This is a genomic window from Flavobacterium sp. ZT3R18 (assembly GCF_007097385.1).
Taxonomy (GTDB): domain Bacteria; phylum Bacteroidota; class Bacteroidia; order Flavobacteriales; family Flavobacteriaceae; genus Flavobacterium.
The window spans coordinates 139,815-159,914 of the sequence record NZ_VJZS01000003.1 but is presented as its reverse complement, the minus strand read 5'-3'; the positions used below and the strand labels follow the sequence as shown (position 1 = coordinate 159,914).

Here is a 20,100-nt window from a genome sequence, read left to right as displayed (position 1 = left end):
AAAAAAATGAAACCAAATAAAGAGGTCGTTTCTTTTTTATTAAATTACTCTAAGGCATTGAAAATTGTCAAAATTGATGGGGAGGTTTTTGAAATCATAGTCAATTAATATCTCCTTTCAGATCTTAAAGAAAGAATTTCAAGTTTTAGAAATGCTAGACTTGAATAATAAATTTCACTAATTTTTTTAAAAGATTAGTGAAATTTGTTTTTTATAATAGGTTTACTTTTTTAGATAGTCATCCAATACTGTTTTTCTTCCAATCGTTTTGGTGATTATATCTTTTTCCAGATCCCAGCCTCGCGCAGGCGAATACTCACGTCCGTACCAAATAATTTGTAGGTGTAAATCATTCCATAATTCTTCAGGAAAAATGCGTTTGGCATCTTTTTCGGTTTGAACCACATTTTTACCATTGGTCAAATTCCAACGATACATCAATCGATGAATGTGAGTGTCCACCGGAAATGCAGGAACTCCAAAAGCTTGCGACATGACCACGCTGGCAGTTTTATGACCTACCGCTGGTAATTCTTCTAGATATTCAAAGCTTTGAGGTACATCGCCGTTATGTTTGTCAATCAAAATATGAGACAATCCATGAATTCCTTTCGATTTCATAGGTGATAAGCCGCAAGGACGAATTATTTCCTTAATCTCCTCCACCGACATTTTGATCATATCATACGGATTATCTGCTTTGGCAAAAAGTATTGGTGTGATTTTATTTACCCGCACATCTGTACATTGAGCCGAAAGCAAAACGGCAATCAGCAAAGTATAAGGATCTTTATGGTCTAGCGGAATAGGAATCGTAGGGTATAATTCTTTTAATGTATTGATAACAAATGTTACACGTTCCTGTTTGGTCATTTTCATTAGATTTGAGATGTAAAGAAAAACTATTTCAATGGCAATTGCAATGTCAAAATTCAATTACAATAGCAATTTCAATGTCAATTTCAATTTCAATTTCAATTACAATGAGAATGGTGAATTTTTAATCCTAAAATCTTTACTCGATACTCTATTTTCTATTTTCTAAAATCTAAATTTGTAATCTAAAATCTAAAATAAATTATGACCACATTAAAAAAAGGAGATCAAGCACCTAGTTTTTCGTGCTTAGATCAAGATGGGAAATTGCATCAATTGGCAGATTATACAGGAAAAAAATTAGTGGTTTTCTTTTATCCAAAAGCTTCGACTCCAGGTTGTACGGCAGAAGCATGTGATTTAAGAGATAATTTCGAACGTTTTCAAGCCAATAATTACGCAATTTTAGGGGTAAGTGCCGATAGTGCAAAAGCACAAGCCAAGTTTAAAGATAAATACGAATTTCAATTCCCATTACTAGCTGATGAGGATAAATCGGTTATCAATGCCTTTGGAGTTTGGGGACCCAAAAAGTTTATGGGAAGAGAATACGATGGAATTCATAGAACGACATTTGTAATTGACGAAAATGGAGTTATAGACGAAGTGATTTCAGAAGTTAAGACCAAAGCCCACGCTGATCAGATATTGAAATAAGTGTTCAGTGATCAGTACCGATTCCTCAATATTGTCATCCTGACGAAGGAAGGATCTTCGCAAGTAACTCGACAATATTGTCTTTGCCGTTATGTTATGAGTAAAAGAGCTGATTATATTGGGATTGTCGAGCTACTTGTGGAGATTCCTCGTTCCTCGGAATGACAATTTTGAAGTGGAATTTTTCAAAAAAAATCCAAGAAAAACAATTTGTCTTTCTTGGATTTTTATGTTTAGTACGAACAGGTTATTATTACTTAGTTATTAGCACTTAAAAGTGTATTGGGATGATATCCAAAAAGGTGTTGCTCTTTGATAATTTCCGAAACCCCAGCCGGTAACATAGATTCCCAACCTGGTTTTCCTTCGCTAATCATTTTTAATACTTCGCGAGAGAACACTTGTAAAATATCAGGATTGTAATCGTCAATATCTACTACTTTTCCATTGAATTTAAAGAATTTATAGAGCTCTTTCATTCTAGGATGTACTTTTAGATTTTCAGAGGTTATGGTTTCTCCGTCTTCCCCTAGCATTGGATATAAAAATACTTTCATATCACGGTAGAATAATTTTCCGAAAGCTTCTAGTATTCCACCGCTTAAGTGACGATAGTATTTCTCGTCAAAGATGTCAATCAAGTTATTTACTCCCATAGCAAGACCCATTCTGGCCTTGGTATAATTAGAGAAATATTCGACTACTTTGTAATATTCTTGGAAATTTGAAATCATTACGGTTTGACCTAATGAACAAAGTAATTCGGCTCGATCCATAAAGTCTCTTTCGTCAATTTCACCATCAGAACGAAGATTGGATAACGTAATTTCAAAAATCACTAAAGTATTTTCTTTTTCTACTTTATTTTCTTCCAGAAACATTTTTAATGACTTTTCATACATGTCCATATTTACGTTGGTAACCGGACGGAAACTACCTCTAAAAGCAAGGATGTTTTTCTTGTATAAAATTGCGGCTGGAAGTATGTTTTTACCTTCGGGATTGAACATTACTGCATCGGTCATGCCATTTTTTACCAATTGTAAGCTCATCAATCGGTTGTCAACATCGGCAAAACGTGGGCCTGAGAAATTGATAGTGTCAATTTCTAATTGGTCTTTGTCTAAGTGGTCGTATAAATAGCGTAATAATTTTTTGGGATCGTTGTATTTATAAAAGGCACCATAAATTAAATTCACTCCAAGTACTCCAAGGGTTTCTTGTTGTAATCTAGAATCCGTTTCTTTGAAACGAATGTGGATAATAATCTCATTGTAGGCTTCGTTTGGATCGAGTTGGTATCTAATTCCGACCCATCCATGTCCTTTAAATTGTTTGGCAAAGTCTATAGTGGCAACTGTATTGGCATAACTAAAAAACATTTTGTTAGGATGTTTTGTTCTACTTAATCGTTCTTCAATCAACTTACCTTCAAAAGTAAGCATCTTTTTGAGTCTGCTTTCTGTTACATAACGACCGTCTTCTTCAATTCCATAAACAGCATCACTAAAGTCCTTATCATAAGCAGACATGGCTTTTGCGATTGTTCCAGAAGATCCACCTGATCTAAAAAAATGTCTTACTGTTTCTTGACCAGCCCCAATTTCGGCAAAAGTTCCGTATATGTTTTCATTCAAATTGATACGAAGTGCTTTGTCCTTTAAAGAAGGGATTTGTTCGATAAATTTATCTCCTTTTAGTTTTATCTTTTTGGCTTCCATTTTTTTTTGTTTAAATACGGTAATTATGTTACAAAGTTAATGAAATAGGCAGCTAATGAAAGAGAATTAATTCTATTTTTGTAAAAAAAAGAAACACAGTTGAAGGTATATTTTTTAGGAACAGGTACATCGCAAGGAATTCCTATTATAGGGAGTGACCATGAAGTATGTAAAAGTGCTGATAGTAAGGATAAAAGGCTTCGAGTTTCGGTTTGGATATCTTGGGATAGTCATTCTTGCGTTATCGATTGCGGTCCTGATTTTAGACAACAAATGCTGACTAGCAATTGTAAAAAAGTAGATGAAATTCTTTTTACGCATGAACATTCTGACCATACTGCTGGTTTAGATGATATTCGCCCCTTTAATTTTAGGCAAGGAGTGATGCCTGTTTATGCTCATAAACGAGTTATTGAAAACCTTAAAAAACGTTTTGATTATATTTTTGAAACCGAAAATAGATACCCAGGAGCCCCTTCTGTAAAAACGATTGAAGTCGAAAATGACCGACCTTTTTTAATTGGTGATAAAATGGCAATTCCTGTCAATGTTATGCATGGTAATCTTCAGGTATTTGGGTACAGGATTGATGATTTTGCCTATTTAACTGATGTTAAAACTATTGAAGAAATTGAAATTGAAAAATTAAAAAATTTAAAAGTCTTGGTGGTCAATGCTTTACGCGAAGAGCTTCATGATAGTCATTTTAATTTGCAAGAAGCATTAGATTTTATAGCTTTGGTCAAACCCCAAAAGGCCTATATTACACACATTAGCCATATTTTAGGTTTTCATGAAGTAGTGCAAAAAGAACTTCCAAACAATGTTTTCCTGGCTTACGATAATTTAGAAATTACAATTTAATTGAATCAATAAATATATGAAATCGCCATGATTCAAAAATCATAAATTGGAACTAAGAATGGCGATACCATGTTCCATTAAAAAACAAATATTATCTTCACATGAAAAATTCATTACTCCTTTACGCTTTAATTTTGTCTTTAGTCTTTAATGTTTATACCTATATGTTTTTAAGCAAAGAGGTGACTTTTGAGCAAGAAAAATATAAAAAAACAACAACCAGATTAAAAGACAGTTTGCAATCCGTTAGCAATAAATTGTCTGATGCGAATTATTTTTCATTAGAAAAAAATGAAAACGCCCAAAATTATTTTGAATCGGCTAAGTCGGATAAAATTCGAAATTATGCTACCTTAATTCCGTATGTTACGGCACAACTATTGGATTTAAATTCGAATCCAAAAGGAAATCCTTATACTGGGCAAGAACAATTGGGAGCCAATAAATTTTTGATCAATAAAGTAAAAGTCTTGAACCACCGTTGGATAATTGCTGATTATAGCGACGGAGAATATTGGGGAGAAGTGCTGCTGAAATATTTTATCAACGAAGATGAAAGTGTTTCTTTTGAAGTAAATCAGTCTTTTCTATATCAGAAATAGGAGTTTTCAGTTTTCAGTCTCAGTTTTCAGTCTGTAGATATCGTATAAAAAAGTTTTCAGTTTTCAGTCTCAGTTTTCAGTCTGTAGATATCGTATAAAAAAGTTTTCAGTTTTCAGTCGCAGTTTTCAGTTTGTAGAAATCGTATAAAAAAGCTTTTAGTTTTCAGTCTCGGTAGTAACTGAAAACTGCGACTGAAAACTATTTCCCATCTCGGTAGTGACTGAAAACTGAGACTACGACTGGAAAACTTATTCCCATCTCGGTAGTAACTTAAAACTGAGACTGCGACTGGAAAACTTATTCCCATCTCGGTAGTGACTGAAAACTGAAAACTGCGACTGAAGACTATTTACCGCTAAGCCAATTCTTTAAATCATAAAAATTCTGTGGAGCAACTCCATGACCCACAGGGTATTCTTTATAGGTAATGGCTACTCCTAATTTCTCTAGTATTCCCGGTGTTTTTCTAGCCCAATCCACAGGAATTACTTGATCTACCGTTCCGTGTGAAGCAAATATTTTAAGTTTGCTTAAGTTGTTTTTTAGGTAATCTTCGGCTACGATTTCTAAATTGAGGTAACCACTCATGGCTGCTACTTTATTCACTTTTTCTGGATACGAAAGTGCTACAGCATAACTCAAGATCGATCCTTGGCTGAAACCAAAAAGCGTTACATCATTAGAATCAATAGGATAGTTGCTTGTTAATTCATCAATAAAGCCAGCAATTGTATCTCTGGATATTCGGGCTTGATCGTTATCTGAAAATTTGTTTTGATCGGCATCAAAATTGATCGCATACCAAGCGTAACTCCCATATTGTAAGTCATAAGGAGCGCGAGCGGAGATAACATAATACTCATCAGGTAATTCAGGAGCAAACGAAAATAAATCGGCTTCGTTGCTTCCATAGCCGTGAAGCATGAGTATAAGTGGGTTTTTGTCTAAAATTACTTTGGGTTCTCTTATTTTATATTCTAAAGACATTTTTTTGTTTGTATTGTTAGTTTTTTTTTAAATCTTCAATCATAAATCGTTAATCTACTCCCGATAATTATCGGGACTAAAATTAAGAAATGCTTTTGAGCCATTTTTGAAAATAAATTCCCAACAATGGAACGGGTTTTGTTTCCCCTTTTATAGCACTGAAAATGCCATAAGACCATAAAACAGAAATGAAAACCCACATAGGTGCTGAAATCATTAAACTGTTGAAATTGCTGATGATTAATCCCAAGGAAATAAAAGTAAGGGTAAGTCCCAATCCTTGACGGATATGAAAAGAGGCGAATTCATTTTTGTCTTCGGCATTCATAGACATCGCTATAAATACACCAATTCCTAAAATATAACTGGTAATGGCTGCTGTTTTTCCAGCTTCGATAGTGTTGTTCATGCTATTTAGTGGTTCTACCACAGTTATCTTGGGTTAATTTTATTTAGCCACGAATTTCACGAATTAGTCACGAATTAATTCATTTAAATTTCAAGAAATTTGTGCAAATTAGTGTAATTCGTGGCTAACTTTTTTCTTTAATTTAAGGCTGCTCACACTGTTGAGGATAAATCTATTTATTATCCTAAAATTAATTTTCCTTGATTCAAAATCCCATACGCTTTACCTTTTAGATTGGTACCTAGAAAGGCAGAGTTTTTTGATTTTGAAAGTATATTTTCTTTGGTGAAAACACTATTTCCTTCGGGATTAAATAAAGTAATATTGGCAATTTCACCTTCTTTAATACTGTGGTTTGCAATGCTGAAAATCGCTTTTCCTACTGTGAATTTTTCGATTATAGTTTCTAATGGAAGTACGGTCAATAAAGCACCAAAAGCGCTTTCTAGTCCGATAGTTCCGTTTTTGGCCATATCAAATTCCATTTTTTTGTGTTCTATGTCTATCGGATTATGGTCGGATGTGATCATATCGATGGTTCCGTCCAGAACTCCATTAAGTAATGCTTGTCTATCGCTTTCGGTTTTCAATGGCGGAGTTACTTTGTATCGGGTGTCAAATTCTTCTAGTTTTTCATCGGTTAAAACCAAATGATGAACGGTTGCGCTACAAGTAACATGCAATCCTTTTGCTTTAGCTTCTTTAATTAATTGCACCGATTTTGCTGAAGAAATAGTTGGAATATGCATTTTTCCCCCTGTATATTCTAATAAAAATAAGTTTCTGGCAATTTGCAGTTCTTCGGCCAAATTAGGAATACCTTTCAGTCCTAATCGAGTCGAAACAACACCTTCGTTGGCAACACCATTCCCTTTTATTTTGTCGTCTTGTGCAAAAGCAATAACCAAACCATCAAAATCTTGTACGTATTGCAAAGCTATTTTTAGCAAATTGGCATTGTCTAAACTTTTGGTATAATCGCCAAAGGCAACAGCACCCGAATTTTTCATATCATACAATTCGGCCATGTCTTTACCTTCGCTTTCCTTGGTTAAAGCACCAATTGGATAAAGTTCTGTGGCAAAACCATTGGCTTTGTTTTTTACGAAATTAACTTGCGCTTGATTGTCTATAATCGGGAAGGAGTTGGGTTGCAATGCTATGGCGGTAAAACCACTTTTGGCAGCTACATCCAGTCCATTTGAGATCGTTTCTCTGTCTTCAAAACCTGGTTCTCCAAGGGAAACACTACTGTCAAACCATCCTTGGGAAATATGTAGGTTCTCTAGTTTTATTTCTTCGGCGTTATCGGTATTTGGAAGTGCCGCCCCCATTTTTTTTATAAAACCATCTACAATTAAAAGATCTACAGTCTGGTTGTGAAAGGGACTTTTCGAATCGATAATTTTGGCGCCTCGGATGATTATTTTCATAGAATTCGGTTTCTAGTTATTGAATAATTTGTTTTTTATTTCTTTAGGAATTTCTTCCGAATCTTGGGTTACGTGATACCCGTGATATTGATTTTGGGGTGTGTTATTTTCAAATTTGAAAACAATCACCATTTCATTTGATTCATCATAGCCAAAAAGTTCTCTTGAATTTATTCCAATTGCCTTTTTTAATATTGCCGTTGCGTTTTCGGGACTACCGTACAAAGGACTTATTAATTCTCCCTTTCGATGGATTGGATTAGGAATGTTGTGCTTAGGAATTGGTTGGAAATTTCTTTTAGGAATTCGATTCTCTGAAAACCACTGTGTCATTTCTTCTATATTTGATAAGACTTCTATTGATTCTGTAGTTCGTTCGTTAATCGTGATTTCGATTGATGAGTTTGCTGTTGAAATTGCTTGATGGTTTAGCAAAGCGAAAGGATTTCCGCTATCATTATTTTGTCTTTGAGTAACTTCGCATAACGTATGGTTTTCTATTCCTTGATTGAAAATTGTATAATTATTTTGATTTAATTGAGCAGTGTTTTTTCTCCAATCAAAAAAATCAGAAAAAAGCGAGTGTAATCTTCTTTTAATTGGATTAGGGAAGCAGTCTTCAATTATTTCAAAATGTTTGAATAAATTAGTGTAAGACTCACTATCGTAATACCCATTGTAATTTTCGAATTGGACTGTTTCTTTGAGGGATTTTAGATTTTCAAGATATGAAACCACATTTTTTTCATTTATAAGTATATCAAGATTGTTAATCCAATGAAATTTTGGATTATTTTCTGGAATTAATATAAATAGATTGGCTTGACTCATCTTAAAACCCCATTAAAGTGTCCATGTCAATATCCAACTGATCAAAGAACCCTTTCGGAGGCCTTTGTATTTTACCTCCTTCAAGAACGGGTAAATGAATGGCTTCGGTTGCGTGTTTTTGTTCATTTCTATCAAAGTAATAAATAGAACTATCGTCTTTAGAAATAATATCTTTTTTAGTAGCAACTAAAATCCCATTTATAATATGATCACTATGGGTTTCTATAATAAATTGCACTCCATTTTTGGCTGATTTACAGATCAATTCCATTAATTTTGCTTGTGCACCAGGATGAATGTGAGCCTCAGGATTTTCTATAATTACGATACTTTCGGGCTTAGAATGCAGCGCTGCAACGATTATTGGCAAAACATAAGAAACGCCAAAACCTATGTTTTTCGCTTTAAAATCAAGAGTTGGAGTTTGTCCTTGCCCTCTATCAAAACTATAATCTATTTTGTAATTTAGTCCAGAGGATTTAATTTTTATATTAATATTAGGACTTATATCTCTCATCCATTGTTCAACTTGAAATATTAAAGTAGCATCATCATTTTCATTTCTTTTTAATGAATCGCTAATAATTGATTTCCCGAAAAAATCTAAATAATGTGCTACAAATTCACATTTTCCTTCAATTTTTGAGATTTGATTTTCGTATTCTACAACCGAAGTGTGTTTTGTATAATTATCAATAGGACCATTCCTATATGCACTAATGTATTGAAAATTATTTTCAAATAATTTAAAATTAGAATCATCAAATTTTGATGGATTTAATTCCAACGTTTTTAAAAAAGTATCATTAATGTTTGATGGGTTAGCAAGAAATTTAAAATTGAGGTTAGTATGATCGGAGCTTATAGAAAATCTAATAAAATCGTCGTTTGCAGATTGATAAACAGCATCTTCGACTATTCCAACAGAGCATAAGTCACCATTTAGTTCCAATCCTTGAGATAATTTTGAAGATTGTCTTAGTAGTAATAATGCTTGAATAACAGATGATTTTCCCATTCCGTTTAAGCCAGTCAAAATGTTTATTTTCGAAAGATTTAATTCGGTATTAGAATGTGATTTGAAGTTTTCTATAATAAGTTTAGTTATCACTAGCTAAGGTTTTTATAATGATTGATTTTATTTTTTCAAATCTGTTTTTTACACTCGTCGTTGAAGCGGTTCCTGTTGATATTGATTTCAGGAATGTTTCTTCATTATCAGCATATAACAGCATAAGATTTTTTTTGAACTCTTCTCTTTTGAATAGTAATTTTTTTCTCTCTTCGGATGAAAGCCATGCAAAGTTAACGCTTATGGAATCATACAAAGCTTTAGAGATAGGTTTTCTATTATCTTTTGGCGTAAGTTTTTTTCTAAAGGCATCTCTGTAAAAAACTTTGTGGGATAACGTCATAGCTGCTTTGAAATTTTCTCTTAAGCTATTAAGTTCGTTTTCTCTTAATTTTGAAATTTCACCCATGCCAGTATTCATAAACTCATCTAAATTACCTCCATATTTATCGGTATATCCTAATATATAAAAAGCAACGAATCTGTTCACAAAGTCACGGTCTTCTTGTCTTTTAGAAGGGACTTTGTTATCGGTAGCTTTTTTGAATTCGTCTGATTCGGCTAATTCTTTTATGAGTATTGCAGGAGTTCCTTGATTAAGAGCATGGCGCATTTCTTGAGGAGTAAGGATAATCCCTCCAGTATTAACCTTTTTAAAAATCAAAAACTTTACATTTTTAGGTGTTTGTTTTTTTATTAGATAAAGATTGACTTTGAAACCACTTATTTTTCTCTTGTCTTCTCTAGATAAATCGTCATATTTTTTTTCTTCGTATTCTTTTAGGAACTCTAATCCGTGTAGTGATAAAGTTTTATCAACAATAAAAGATTTAAAAGTAGAAAGACGTTGCAATCCGTCAACCACTTCCCATCTTCCCGAGTCTTCTTCACTAAAATAAAAAGAAGGAAGAGGTAGCCCTAAAAGGATAGATTCAATCAACTGGCTTTTTTTGGAGTCAGACCATAAATCTCCTAATCGCTGAAATTCAGGGTCTAAACGAATTTCATTGTGTTGTAAATTTTCAATAATAGAACCTAAATTCACATTTTGGTGATCAATACTTATTTTACTAGGGTCATAAGGTTCTAAAGAAATTTCATCACCCAAATCTTCCTTTTCAATATCTGAAGTTCCATTGTTTAAAGATTTTTCACTTAAGCTTGTATTGGTCATAGTTGAAATGGGTTGCAAATTATTTATTAAAATGCTATTTTGACAAAAATAGGCAATCTTATTTATTTTAACAAATGAGTTAACTTTATAGAAAATGGGTTACTTCACAAATTTGATAATTGCCATTTCTAATGCTAAAAATAACAGTACAAAGATAATAAACCATTTCCAAATTTGATTGTCAGTTCGACTGGTTTGTAACGTGTCAAAAATAGTTGCAATGGAATCACTTGTTTTGTAATCGGATAGTATACTTTCGTTGATTTGGTCTAGATCACTTTCGGTTCTGGGATAATTAAAACTGATGTTTTCTATTGGCTTTTTGGAATCATAAATCGTGTAATTACCTGCTTTTTGGGGGTAATCATTAAAAAATAATTGTACTTTATTGTTCAATAATTGTTGTACTGGGATAAATTGCTCTTCCTGATTTTTTACCGTTAGAATTTCATCTTTAGATAACAAAACAGGGACAAGATAAGAGGCGTTGTTGCCAATGGTGTTGGCATTAATTCCGTTGTTTGTCTTGCTCAAAGCCATTTTATAAAATACAGGAACAATCAAAGGAGATTGTTGAAAATTAGAATTTAATGTGTTTAATGGAGCCGAAAATACATAAACGGATGAAACGGCATTTCGAAGCCCTATTAAAAATGGGGATTGATCTTCAAAACTTAAAACAGCAGGACTTGTACTCGAAATGGTAAAACCTTTTTTTGTTTTTGGATATTGAAAATTATTGGTTTTATTTTCGAATACACCAGTAAATAATGGATGACTGAAATTGATTTTGGTAATCAGTTTTTCATTCGAATCTAATGATTTGAATTGAGCGGAACCAAATTGATTCATTAATGCATTCAAATTGGATATTGTAGCCGTTTCCGATGGAATTACAATAAGATTCCCGCCTTTACTCACGAAGGATTTTAAAGTAGTTTGTAAAGCTTGTGGGATTTCGTCCAGTTCATTTAGAACAATGGCGTCTTGCTTGTCGATGCTGTTGTAATCTAAAGTGCTTAATGTGGCAGCACTGTAATTGAATTCATCGGCAGTATAAATTCGGCCCATGAAATTGCTTTTTTCGGGTGCTCCAATACTGATAATATTGGTTTTTTTGATTTTTGAAATGCTGAAAAACAGTTTATTGTCATACATCAAATCATTGTCTTCAATGGAAACATAGCCATGAAAAGCTTGTTTGGGGATAGTGAAATTAATGGTTTCTTTTTTGTCCTTAAAATTTATAATGGTTTTGGCAATCAGTTTGTTTTGATTATACAAAGCCATTGGAACGGGCTTTAAATCAGTGCTGTAATTTGTTGCAATAATACCTAATTCGTAAAAATCATCCAGTGTTTGATGAATGAAAACACTGTCGATAGCTACATTGTTTTTTTGTTCTGCCTTCGGAATAATAAAATACGGAATGTTATCGGTGCCCATGTTTTTTAATTGGTTTGGAGTCAAACCTACGGCATCGGTAATGATTACAATGTCTTTTTTGAATGCCGATTTATGTGCTTTTACTTTGGCTATTATATTGTCTAATTGAAAAGGAGTTGCGCTATATTTTAGGTTTTGCAATTCAGTACGAATGGTTTTTATATCTGTATTCCAGTAATTATCAGTATTGGTAAGCAAAGAAAAATTTGCATTTTCTGGTGTTTCTTCAAGCAGTTCTTGAATGGCACGTTTTAATAATTCGCCTTTTTTTCCTTTGGCTTGCATACTAAAGGAATTGTCTAGGATAATATACATTTCATTGCTGGCATTTTTACTGTCTTTAGACTCAAAAAAAGGTTGAGCAAAGGCAAGAATGATACAAGTCAGTAAAAGCATTCTACAAGCTAAAAGCAACCATTTTTTGATTTTGGAACTTTTCCTGGTTTGAATAGAAAGGGCTTTTAGGAAACGAACATTAGTGAAATATTCTTTTTTGAATCTTCTTAATTGAAATAAATGCACCAAAATTGGAACAATCAACAAGAATAGAAAGTATAAAATTTCGGGTTGTTTAAAGTGCATTCTAAAGTTTTGTTTGCTTCACAGGATTTTTTACAATGAAGTTCATTGAATTTTGTGTGTCAAAAATACAAATTTGTTGACAGTTTCTCATGATGTTACTATAATTTTTCAAAAGAGGAAACAAATAGGGTAATTCTGAAAGATAATAAGTATTTTAGCTTTTGCAAAAATACCACTACAGATAAATTATTGTTTTTTTTAAGGAGAGAATGTGACCTAGCTCTTTTACTTATAAATGAATGTAAAATGACAAAAGAAACCGCATTACAATTATTTGAACAAAAGCAAGTTCGTTCTTTATGGAATGAAGAGGAAGAGAAATGGTATTTTTCTATTGTGGATGTTATTGGGATATTGTCAGAAAGTCCAAACCCGAATAATTATTGGAAAGTATTAAAAAATCGTTTGAAAAAAGAGGGAAGTCAGTTGGTTACAAATTGTAACCAACTGAAAATGGTTTCGTCTGATGGTAAATATTATAAAACGGACGTTGCTGATACAGAACAATTATTTCGATTAATTCAATCTGTCCCATCTCCAAAAGCTGAACCATTCAAACTTTGGTTGGCTCAAGTGGGGAGTGAACGTCTTGATGAAATGCAAGACCCAGAAATAGGTATTGACAGAGCATTACAACACTATTTGCAATTGGGTTATTCTGAAAGTTGGATTAATCAGCGTTTAAAAAGCATTGAAATCAGGAAAGAGCTTACGGATGAATGGAAAAGCAGAGGATTAAAAGAAGGAACGCAATTTGCCATATTGACCGATATCATAACCAAAGCGTGGTCTGAGAAAACCACCAAAGAATATAAAATTCTGAAAGGGTTGAAAAAAGAGAATCTTCGGGATAATATGACCAATACAGAATTAATTTTGAATATGTTGGCGGAGGCTTCTACCAAAGATATTTCACAAGCAGTTAATCCAAAAACTTTTGGAGAAAGCCAAACAGTTGCTCAACAAGGCGGTAATGTTGCCAAAGTGGCCATGATAGAATTGGAAGCAAAAACTGGAAAGAAAGTAGTGACGAGTGTTTCTGCGAAAAAACTTTTAGATAATAAAAAGTAGTAACAATATCAATGGCAATAGCAATTTCAATTACAATAGAAAATCAATATCAATAACATATGAAACAGACCTTTCTTTTTCTTCTCTTAGTTTTTACTGTAGCTTCAACACAAGCGCAAAAAAACTTACTCAATCTTATCGTTGGTACCTATACTAATACGTGCTATAGTAAAGGGATTTATGTATATGAATTTGACACCAATAATGCTCAAATGAGATTAAAGAAATCTTCGGACAGTATCGTTAATCCTAGCTATGTAGCGGTTTCTAAGGATAATAAATTTATTTATGCTGTAAATGAAAACGGAGGAGAAAGTACCGTAAGCTCTTTTGCATTTGATCAAGTAAACGGAAAACCCAGTTTTATCAATAAAGAAAGTTCCAAAGGGGCTGATCCCTGCTATATTATCAATGATGATAAAAATGTGATTGTTGCCAATTATTCTGGGGGTAATATTTCAGTTTTTGGGATAAAGCAGGATGGAGGTATAACCGAAGCCAAGCAGGTTGTACAGCATTATGGTAAAGGAGCAAATGCAGACAGACAAGAAAAGGCTCATGCACACATGGTTTATTTTTCGCCAGATAAAAAATATGTTTTAAGTAATGATTTAGGAAATGATAAAGTGTATGTGTACAATTATGATCCATCCCGAAGCGTCGGGACGACTGCCGAAATTTTAACATTAAAAGATAGTGTTTCGGTAAAAGCGGGAAGTGGACCAAGACATTTAACGTTTAGCAAGAATGGGAAATTCGTTTATCTATTGCAAGAATTAGATGCTTCATTGACCACCTTTAGTTATGCAGACGGAAAGTTAACCCAAATCAATGAAACGAGTATCTTGGCTAAAGATTTTAAAGGAACTTTTGGCTCAGCGGATATTCATATTTCGCCTAACGGAAAATTTTTATATGCTTCGAATAGAGGAGACGCCAATACAATTTCGATTTTTAAAGTTTCGAAAAAAGGGAAATTAGAATCAAGAGGCCAAATAAGTACTTTAGGAAAAGGTCCAAGAAATTTTGTGATTGACCCAACGGGAAAATTTCTTTTGGTAGCACATCAATATACTAACGATATTATGATTTTTAAGATTCATAAACGAAAAGGAACGCTAACGGATACTGGAAAAAAGATAGACTTGTGTTCTCCTGTTTGTTTGGTGTTTAGTAATGTAAAAAAGTAATCAGTTTTCAGCAGTGTGATTTTATCTTAAAAAAACAGCCAATGGTTTTTAAACCATTGGCTGTTTTTTTAAGAGACTGAAGACTGAAAACTGAAAACTACTTATTCTTGTCTTTTCTCTTTTTATCTCTGGTCTTCAACATATTTCTATTTACAGAACCGTGTGTTTTTTTCTTGGTAACACCAGGCCCACCCAAATTGACTTTCTTATTCTTTTTGCTTTTTTCTTGAAAAGCACCATCACCGTCTAGTTTTTGTTTTTTCATCAAAAACTTAATTGGCTGTCTGTCTTTTTCAGGTTCGATTAGTTTAGCTGAAACTTCAACTTCTTCTGGGAAAGCTTCAACGGTTAATTCGGTATTCATTAATACTTCAATAGCCACTTTTGATTCTTCTTCACGAGGAGCAATAAGACTTATAGCCGTTCCAGTAGCATCGGCACGACCCGTTCTACCAATACGGTGCATGTACAATTCTGGTAATTCGGGCATCTCAAAGTTGATTACGTGTGTAATATTCGAAATATCCAAACCTCTCGCCATAATATCGGTAGTGATCAAACCGCGTAAATTTCCTTCTTGAAAGGAAGCCATAGTACTCAAACGGTAATTCTGGGATTTATTGGAGTGAATAACCCCAAACTGACCTTCAAAATCTTCCTCGATTCGTTCGTGAACCATATCGGATATCTTCTTGTTATTCACAAAAACCAGTACACGACTCATGTCTTCGTTGGTTTGTAATAAGTGTTTTAAAAGATTGATTTTGGTATTGAAATTAGGAGCTTGATAGGTAATTTGTGTAATGTTTTCTAAAGGAGTTCCTGATGCTGATAGGGTAACCTCTTCTGGATAATCAAAATAGTCATTCAAAATAGCATCGACTTCATCGGTCATCGTTGCCGAAAAGAGTATGTTTTGGCGTTTTTTTGGCATCATAGCCAAAATAGCGGTCAATTGGGTGCGGAAACCTAAATTCAGCATTTCGTCAAACTCATCGATAACCAACTTTTGCATTTCTTCAAATCGGATGACATTATCCAATGTTAAATCCATGATTCTTCCAGGAGTCCCCACAAGAATATCACATCCTTGATAAACCGTTGTTTTTTGGGTGTTTATATTAACACCACCAAAAATACCAACCGTACGAACCGACATGTATTTGGTTAATTTCTCTACTTCCTCAACTACTTGAACCACAAGTTCACGAGTTGGAACTAGGATTACTATTTTAGGAGTATGACCTGGAGTGAATTTATATAATTTTAATAAAGGCAATAAATAGGCAAATGTTTTACCAGTACCCGTTTGTGCAATTCCCATCATATCACGACCAGACATTATCACAGAAAAAGTTTTTTCCTGAATAGGAGTAGGGGAAGTAAAACCTAAATCGTCAATTGCTTTTTGGACTGATTTAGGGAGATTGAATTGTTCGAAAGTGCTCATTTGTATTTTAATTTTGTGCAAAGATAGGTTTTTTGAAACTAAGGATTGAAAGAGGAGGCTAACTTTGCGTTTTTTGAAAGCTTTTTGCTCGTGCATTACAAATATCCCTTAATATGTTTACAAGAAAATACTTTTGCATATTACTTAAGAAAATAATTATTAGAGGTTCAAAAAAAACAAAATATAGGTTCTTTGCCAAAATTAAAGGGTAACTCGATTTGACCTTTTTTTTCTAAAATCCTTCAAAAACGCCTAATCCAAATAACGCGAAATCATATTTTACGGGGTCAGTTGGGTCCAATTCTCGAAGTTTTAAATCCAATTCAGTTAATGCTTTTCCATCGTTTTGTTTTCGGGTAAGCAAACCCAGTTTTCTGGCCACATTTCCAGAATGTACATCTAGCGGACAGGATAAGAGTGCGGGTGATATGGATTTCCAAATACCTAAATCTACTCCTTTGTTGTCTTGTCGAACCATCCACCTCAGGTACATGTTTATTCTTTTGGCAGCAGATCCTTTCAAAGGGTCCGAAATGTGTTTTTGGGTTCTATTTAGATGTGGAATTTCAAAAAAAAACTTTTTGAATTCGTGTATGTTTTTTTGTAAATTATCTTCGCCTAAGTTGTTGCTAAAGACAGTTTCTAATCCACCATGATTTTTATAAATATGCTGTAAGCCTTTTATAAACCCAATGAAATCTTGCCCGTTGAAGGTACGATGAACAAAGGACTCTAATCGCTCTAAGTCGGTTTCCTGATGTGACATTACAAAATCATAGGGTGCGTTTCCCATCAATTCCATCATTTGATGCGAATTTTTAATGATCATTTTTCTATTTCCCCAAGAAATGGTGGCACTCAGGAATCCTGCAATTTCGATATCTTCTTTTTGAGAAAACAAATGCGGAATTTGCACTGGATCACTCTCGATGAAATTCGTGTTGTTGTATAGTACAACTTTCTCATCGAGGAAAGATTTGAGTTCTGAGGAATTCATTTTTATAAATAATAAGGTTAGCTAAATAACTACTTAGTTTTTATGATTTTTAGTTACAGTTCTCTTTGAATAGAAGCCATCTTTGAGTAAAGAAGTTCGGAGTTGAGGGATTATATGATAGTATTTTTCAAAATAATCTAACTGCACTTTATTGACACAGGGTAGTGGTCCGTTTGCCGTTCCCCAAAAAAAGAAATTTTCTTTTGGAGAATAATATTCCATATTTCTACATTTTCTTTTTTCGAATGGAATTTTAGATAATGAAGAGTTTTCGCTAGGGATGAAAATTTGTGTCCAATTTAAATTTGCCTTTCTTTGATGTAATTTGTTTTCTGTTAAATATTTAAAATTAACGAATTCAATTGCAACTATGGGTAATATGGAAAGATATAGTAATAAGTAGCTAATCATTTTTTTGCTTATTTGTAAACGTTCACAAAAATCACTTATAAATAATGCTGTTAAAAAAATAAATTCAGGCAAGAAAAATCGAAATTGCGGAGAGACTGAAAGTATAATTATGAAATGTATTACTAATATGAAATATAAAATTTTATAATTATTTTGTTTTTGTGTTTTTTTTGTAAAAAGGACTAAAACAAAAAGAAGTAGTATTCCCCAATTGAAAATTCTATTGATTCCTCCTAGGTGCAACCAAGAATTTATTTTGAATAAATAACTAGGTTGATCTAATTTTAAATTTTCGAAATAACCTGTATTGTTTGTTGCTTCAGTAATAAATGCGAGTATTGTTTCTGGGATTTTCCAATCAACAGGGAGAGGGAATAAATTTAAAGGATAAAATGGATAACCCGAAGTGATGCTGTTTTTTAGGATAAAAAGTAAGGTCGTTATTGTACCTGCGCTAATGAAAAAAAGAAGTCCTTTTTTTTCTCGAACAACCAAATATAAAGGGATTAATATAAATGATGCAATTGTGATTTTTATAAAAATCAATAATAGAATTAAGAGTGTTATTATTTTAAAATTCTCATCAGAATTTTTTTCTTCTAAAAAAAGATAAAAAATAATCTGTGAAAGTACTAAAAGAATAAAATCTGGAGAAGGAGAATTTATAAATTGTAAGAATAAGACATTAAAGAGCATTATAAGACCAATCCAATGGATTTCTTTTTTTTCTTTCATTCTTTTCTCAAAAATTGTTAAGTAGTAAAAAGAACTAATAATCAATATAAAACCATTTAGATCATTGATTCGATTGGATATGAAATTAAAATTAAATCCTGCTTGAAGTACATGAAAAGGGGATGTCTGAGCAAAAAAGATGTGCAAGTTAGCTAATCCTTTTATAAAGCCATATTCGTTTATCCATTTAATAGTTTGAATATAGTAACTTTCATTATCGGTAAGAATTGGCGATTGAGCACATTTCAAAAGAGATAATAATAGTAGGACTACAAGAGTGCTTTTTGAAAATAATGAAAGTGAATTGAAACTTAGTTTTGTTTCCTCCCAATATTGATAGATTACTTTCCTTTGGTAATAAAACAATAAAAAGGAAACGGCTAAATTTACTATAAAGACTTCAATTCCAATTTTGAAAAATAAACTGAATATATTTAAAACGAAGCATTGGGTACAAATACCTAAAAATAAGGTGATAGAAATGACTCTTTTTTTAATTCCTAAAATTGATTGCAAAAAAACTCCAGCCGTCAGAAAAAAGAAGGCTAGAATCATCCAACTAATCAGGATAAGTATCATGGGTTTATGGTAATTTGTCCATCTACCATGACTAGCTTTCTATCGGCCATATTGGCCAGCTCTTCATTATGGGTTACGATCACAAAAGTTTGTCCGAATTCATCTCGAAGTTGAAAAAATAATTGGTGTAGATTTTCGGCAGAATGAGTATCTAAATTCCCAGATGGCTCATCGGCAAAAATAACATCGGGTTTGTTGATTAATGCTCTAGCTACAGCAACACGTTGTTGTTCCCCTCCCGAAAGCTCGTTGGGTTTATGATGAATTCTATGGGATAATCCCAAATAATTTAATAGTTTTAGGGCTTCTTTTTCAGTTTCAGTTTTAGATTTATTGGCTATAAAAGCGGGGATACAAACGTTTTCTAAAGCCGTAAATTCGGGTAATAATTGATGAAATTGAAAAATAAATCCCAAATTTAAGTTCCTGAATTTTGATAATGATTTGTCATTCATATTCAAAATATCTTCTTCATTTATTCGTAATGAAGTTTGGGTTTCGGTATCTTGATTTTCTACTTCCGTTTTTATTGGACTTGGTTTATCCAATGTTCCCAAAATTTGTAAAAGTGTTGTTTTTCCTGCACCCGAAGCACCTACAATAGAAACAATTTCACCTTTTTTAATGTGTAAATCGACTCCTTTTAATACTTCGAGCTGATCGTAATATTTATGTATGTTTTTTGCGTGTATCATTTTATATCATTAAGGATAGCCTGTTTTTTTGATATAATGCCGATATGGTATAAATATAGTCTGATTTTTATTAGACTATATTGAATCCCTAATCGGTATCAAACTGTTTTTACAAAGAAACAAAGATTCTGTCGATAAAAGTAAGGTTTTGCTTTATTTTTTTAAAGATAACTGTCTTTTTATTTCTAAATAGTATTTGTGTTTGTTTTATTAATGTATTTAAATTTTGAGTAAATTAGACTTAATTAACCAAAGCTTTTAGCTTAGAGTATTACACTTTTTTGTCTAAATGAGATTAGGATAGTTGGGAGTTAATT

General features: G+C 32.8%; 18 protein-coding genes. 5 read left to right on the top strand and 13 right to left on the bottom strand.

What is annotated here, in order from left to right; all coding sequences use genetic code 11:
- Positions 1-222: 222 nt before the first annotated feature.
- Positions 223-873, bottom strand: a complete 651-nt coding sequence (gene nth, locus FNW52_RS05155; protein ID WP_143376524.1) for an endonuclease III — start codon at positions 871-873, stop codon at positions 223-225.
- 207 nt (positions 874-1,080) lie between these two features.
- Here nth and bcp point away from each other — a divergent pair, with 207 nt between their 5' ends.
- Positions 1,081-1,533 carry a thioredoxin-dependent thiol peroxidase gene (gene bcp, locus FNW52_RS05150; protein ID WP_143376397.1) on the top strand — a complete coding sequence of 151 codons (453 nt, stop codon included), beginning with the start codon at positions 1,081-1,083 and terminating at the stop codon, positions 1,531-1,533.
- A gap of 257 nt (positions 1,534-1,790) precedes the next feature.
- Here the strand turns inward: bcp and FNW52_RS05145 are convergent, their stop codons facing one another.
- The gene (locus tag FNW52_RS05145) at positions 1,791-3,254 is read right to left on the bottom strand and encodes a TonB-dependent receptor (protein WP_143376396.1); all 1,464 of its coding nucleotides are present in this window, start codon (positions 3,252-3,254) and stop codon (positions 1,791-1,793) included.
- 99 nt (positions 3,255-3,353) lie between these two features.
- Between FNW52_RS05145 and FNW52_RS05140 the strand changes: the two genes are divergently transcribed.
- Positions 3,354-4,118, top strand: coding sequence for an MBL fold metallo-hydrolase (locus FNW52_RS05140; protein WP_143376395.1), 765 nt, complete (start codon positions 3,354-3,356; stop codon positions 4,116-4,118).
- Positions 4,119-4,219: 101 nt separating this feature from the next.
- Positions 4,220-4,720, top strand: a complete 501-nt coding sequence (locus tag FNW52_RS05135) for a hypothetical protein (RefSeq protein ID WP_143376394.1) — start codon at positions 4,220-4,222, stop codon at positions 4,718-4,720.
- A 346-nt stretch (positions 4,721-5,066) separates the two neighbouring features.
- Here the strand turns inward: FNW52_RS05135 and FNW52_RS05130 are convergent, their stop codons facing one another.
- The 7 genes from FNW52_RS05130 to FNW52_RS05100 all read right to left on the bottom strand — a co-directional run bounded on the left by FNW52_RS05130 (position 5,067) and on the right by FNW52_RS05100 (position 12,655).
- Positions 5,067-5,708, bottom strand: coding sequence for an alpha/beta hydrolase (locus FNW52_RS05130; protein ID WP_143376393.1), 642 nt, complete (start codon positions 5,706-5,708; stop codon positions 5,067-5,069).
- A gap of 82 nt (positions 5,709-5,790) precedes the next feature.
- Positions 5,791-6,117, bottom strand: a complete 327-nt coding sequence (locus FNW52_RS05125; protein ID WP_143376392.1) for a hypothetical protein — start codon at positions 6,115-6,117, stop codon at positions 5,791-5,793.
- Positions 6,118-6,296: 179 nt separating this feature from the next.
- Positions 6,297-7,550 carry a dihydroorotase family protein gene (locus FNW52_RS05120; RefSeq protein WP_143376391.1) on the bottom strand — a complete coding sequence of 418 codons (1,254 nt, stop codon included), beginning with the start codon at positions 7,548-7,550 and terminating at the stop codon, positions 6,297-6,299.
- A 12-nt stretch (positions 7,551-7,562) separates the two neighbouring features.
- On the bottom strand, positions 7,563-8,381 hold the full coding sequence (locus tag FNW52_RS05115; RefSeq protein WP_143376390.1) for a hypothetical protein: 819 nt from the start codon (positions 8,379-8,381) through the stop codon (positions 7,563-7,565).
- Between the two features lies 1 nt (position 8,382).
- Complete coding sequence (locus tag FNW52_RS05110) at positions 8,383-9,492, bottom strand: DUF3696 domain-containing protein (RefSeq protein ID WP_143376389.1); 1,110 nt, start codon at positions 9,490-9,492, stop codon at positions 8,383-8,385.
- Positions 9,482-10,627: a DUF262 domain-containing protein gene (locus tag FNW52_RS05105; RefSeq protein WP_143376388.1), complete on the bottom strand. Its 1,146-nt coding sequence runs from the start codon at positions 10,625-10,627 to the stop codon at positions 9,482-9,484. The genes FNW52_RS05110 and FNW52_RS05105 overlap by 11 nt, the downstream gene beginning before the upstream one ends.
- Positions 10,628-10,726: 99 nt before the next feature.
- Positions 10,727-12,655: a BatA and WFA domain-containing protein gene (locus FNW52_RS05100; RefSeq protein WP_143376387.1), complete on the bottom strand. Its 1,929-nt coding sequence runs from the start codon at positions 12,653-12,655 to the stop codon at positions 10,727-10,729.
- Between the two features lie 246 nt (positions 12,656-12,901).
- On the opposite strand from FNW52_RS05100, the gene FNW52_RS05095 reads away from it, so the two are divergent.
- Together FNW52_RS05095 and FNW52_RS05090 are read left to right on the top strand one after the other, a co-directional pair.
- A complete protein-coding gene (locus tag FNW52_RS05095; RefSeq protein WP_143376386.1) occupies positions 12,902-13,726 on the top strand; it encodes a Bro-N domain-containing protein in 825 nt (274 codons plus the stop codon).
- Between the two features lie 59 nt (positions 13,727-13,785).
- A complete protein-coding gene (locus FNW52_RS05090; RefSeq protein ID WP_143376385.1) occupies positions 13,786-14,916 on the top strand; it encodes a lactonase family protein in 1,131 nt (376 codons plus the stop codon).
- Between the two features lie 97 nt (positions 14,917-15,013).
- Here FNW52_RS05090 and FNW52_RS05085 read toward each other — a convergent pair whose 3' ends face one another.
- The 4 genes from FNW52_RS05085 to FNW52_RS05070 form a co-directional block, all read right to left on the bottom strand.
- Positions 15,014-16,366: a DEAD/DEAH box helicase gene (locus tag FNW52_RS05085; protein WP_143376384.1), complete on the bottom strand. Its 1,353-nt coding sequence runs from the start codon at positions 16,364-16,366 to the stop codon at positions 15,014-15,016.
- A 232-nt stretch (positions 16,367-16,598) separates the two neighbouring features.
- Entirely contained in the window at positions 16,599-17,363 is a 765-nt protein-coding gene (locus tag FNW52_RS05080; RefSeq protein WP_143376383.1) for a TIGR02757 family protein, read from the bottom strand.
- Between the two features lie 33 nt (positions 17,364-17,396).
- The gene (locus tag FNW52_RS05075; protein WP_143376382.1) at positions 17,397-18,509 is read right to left on the bottom strand and encodes a hypothetical protein; all 1,113 of its coding nucleotides are present in this window, start codon (positions 18,507-18,509) and stop codon (positions 17,397-17,399) included.
- Between the two features lie 575 nt (positions 18,510-19,084).
- Positions 19,085-19,783, bottom strand: a complete 699-nt coding sequence (locus FNW52_RS05070; protein ID WP_143376381.1) for an ABC transporter ATP-binding protein — start codon at positions 19,781-19,783, stop codon at positions 19,085-19,087.
- Positions 19,784-20,100: the final 317 nt, after the last annotated feature.

Coding starts and splice junctions, on each gene's coding strand:
- FNW52_RS05085 (WP_143376384.1), bottom strand. CDS start 16,366: ATGAGCACTTTCGAACAATTCAATCTCCCTAAATCAGTCCAAAAAGCA.
- FNW52_RS05075 (WP_143376382.1), bottom strand. CDS start 18,509: ATGAAAGAAAAAAAAGAAATCCATTGGATTGGTCTTATAATGCTCTTT.
- FNW52_RS05080 (WP_143376383.1), bottom strand. CDS start 17,363: ATGAATTCCTCAGAACTCAAATCTTTCCTCGATGAGAAAGTTGTACTA.
- FNW52_RS05100 (WP_143376387.1), bottom strand. CDS start 12,655: ATGCACTTTAAACAACCCGAAATTTTATACTTTCTATTCTTGTTGATT.
- FNW52_RS05105 (WP_143376388.1), bottom strand. CDS start 10,627: ATGACCAATACAAGCTTAAGTGAAAAATCTTTAAACAATGGAACTTCA.
- FNW52_RS05135 (WP_143376394.1), top strand. CDS start 4,220: ATGAAAAATTCATTACTCCTTTACGCTTTAATTTTGTCTTTAGTCTTT.
- nth (WP_143376524.1), bottom strand. CDS start 873: ATGACCAAACAGGAACGTGTAACATTTGTTATCAATACATTAAAAGAA.
- FNW52_RS05115 (WP_143376390.1), bottom strand. CDS start 8,381: ATGAGTCAAGCCAATCTATTTATATTAATTCCAGAAAATAATCCAAAA.
- FNW52_RS05090 (WP_143376385.1), top strand. CDS start 13,786: ATGAAACAGACCTTTCTTTTTCTTCTCTTAGTTTTTACTGTAGCTTCA.
- FNW52_RS05095 (WP_143376386.1), top strand. CDS start 12,902: ATGACAAAAGAAACCGCATTACAATTATTTGAACAAAAGCAAGTTCGT.
- bcp (WP_143376397.1), top strand. CDS start 1,081: ATGACCACATTAAAAAAAGGAGATCAAGCACCTAGTTTTTCGTGCTTA.
- FNW52_RS05125 (WP_143376392.1), bottom strand. CDS start 6,117: ATGAACAACACTATCGAAGCTGGAAAAACAGCAGCCATTACCAGTTAT.
- FNW52_RS05145 (WP_143376396.1), bottom strand. CDS start 3,254: ATGGAAGCCAAAAAGATAAAACTAAAAGGAGATAAATTTATCGAACAA.
- FNW52_RS05120 (WP_143376391.1), bottom strand. CDS start 7,550: ATGAAAATAATCATCCGAGGCGCCAAAATTATCGATTCGAAAAGTCCC.
- FNW52_RS05130 (WP_143376393.1), bottom strand. CDS start 5,708: ATGTCTTTAGAATATAAAATAAGAGAACCCAAAGTAATTTTAGACAAA.
- FNW52_RS05070 (WP_143376381.1), bottom strand. CDS start 19,783: ATGATACACGCAAAAAACATACATAAATATTACGATCAGCTCGAAGTA.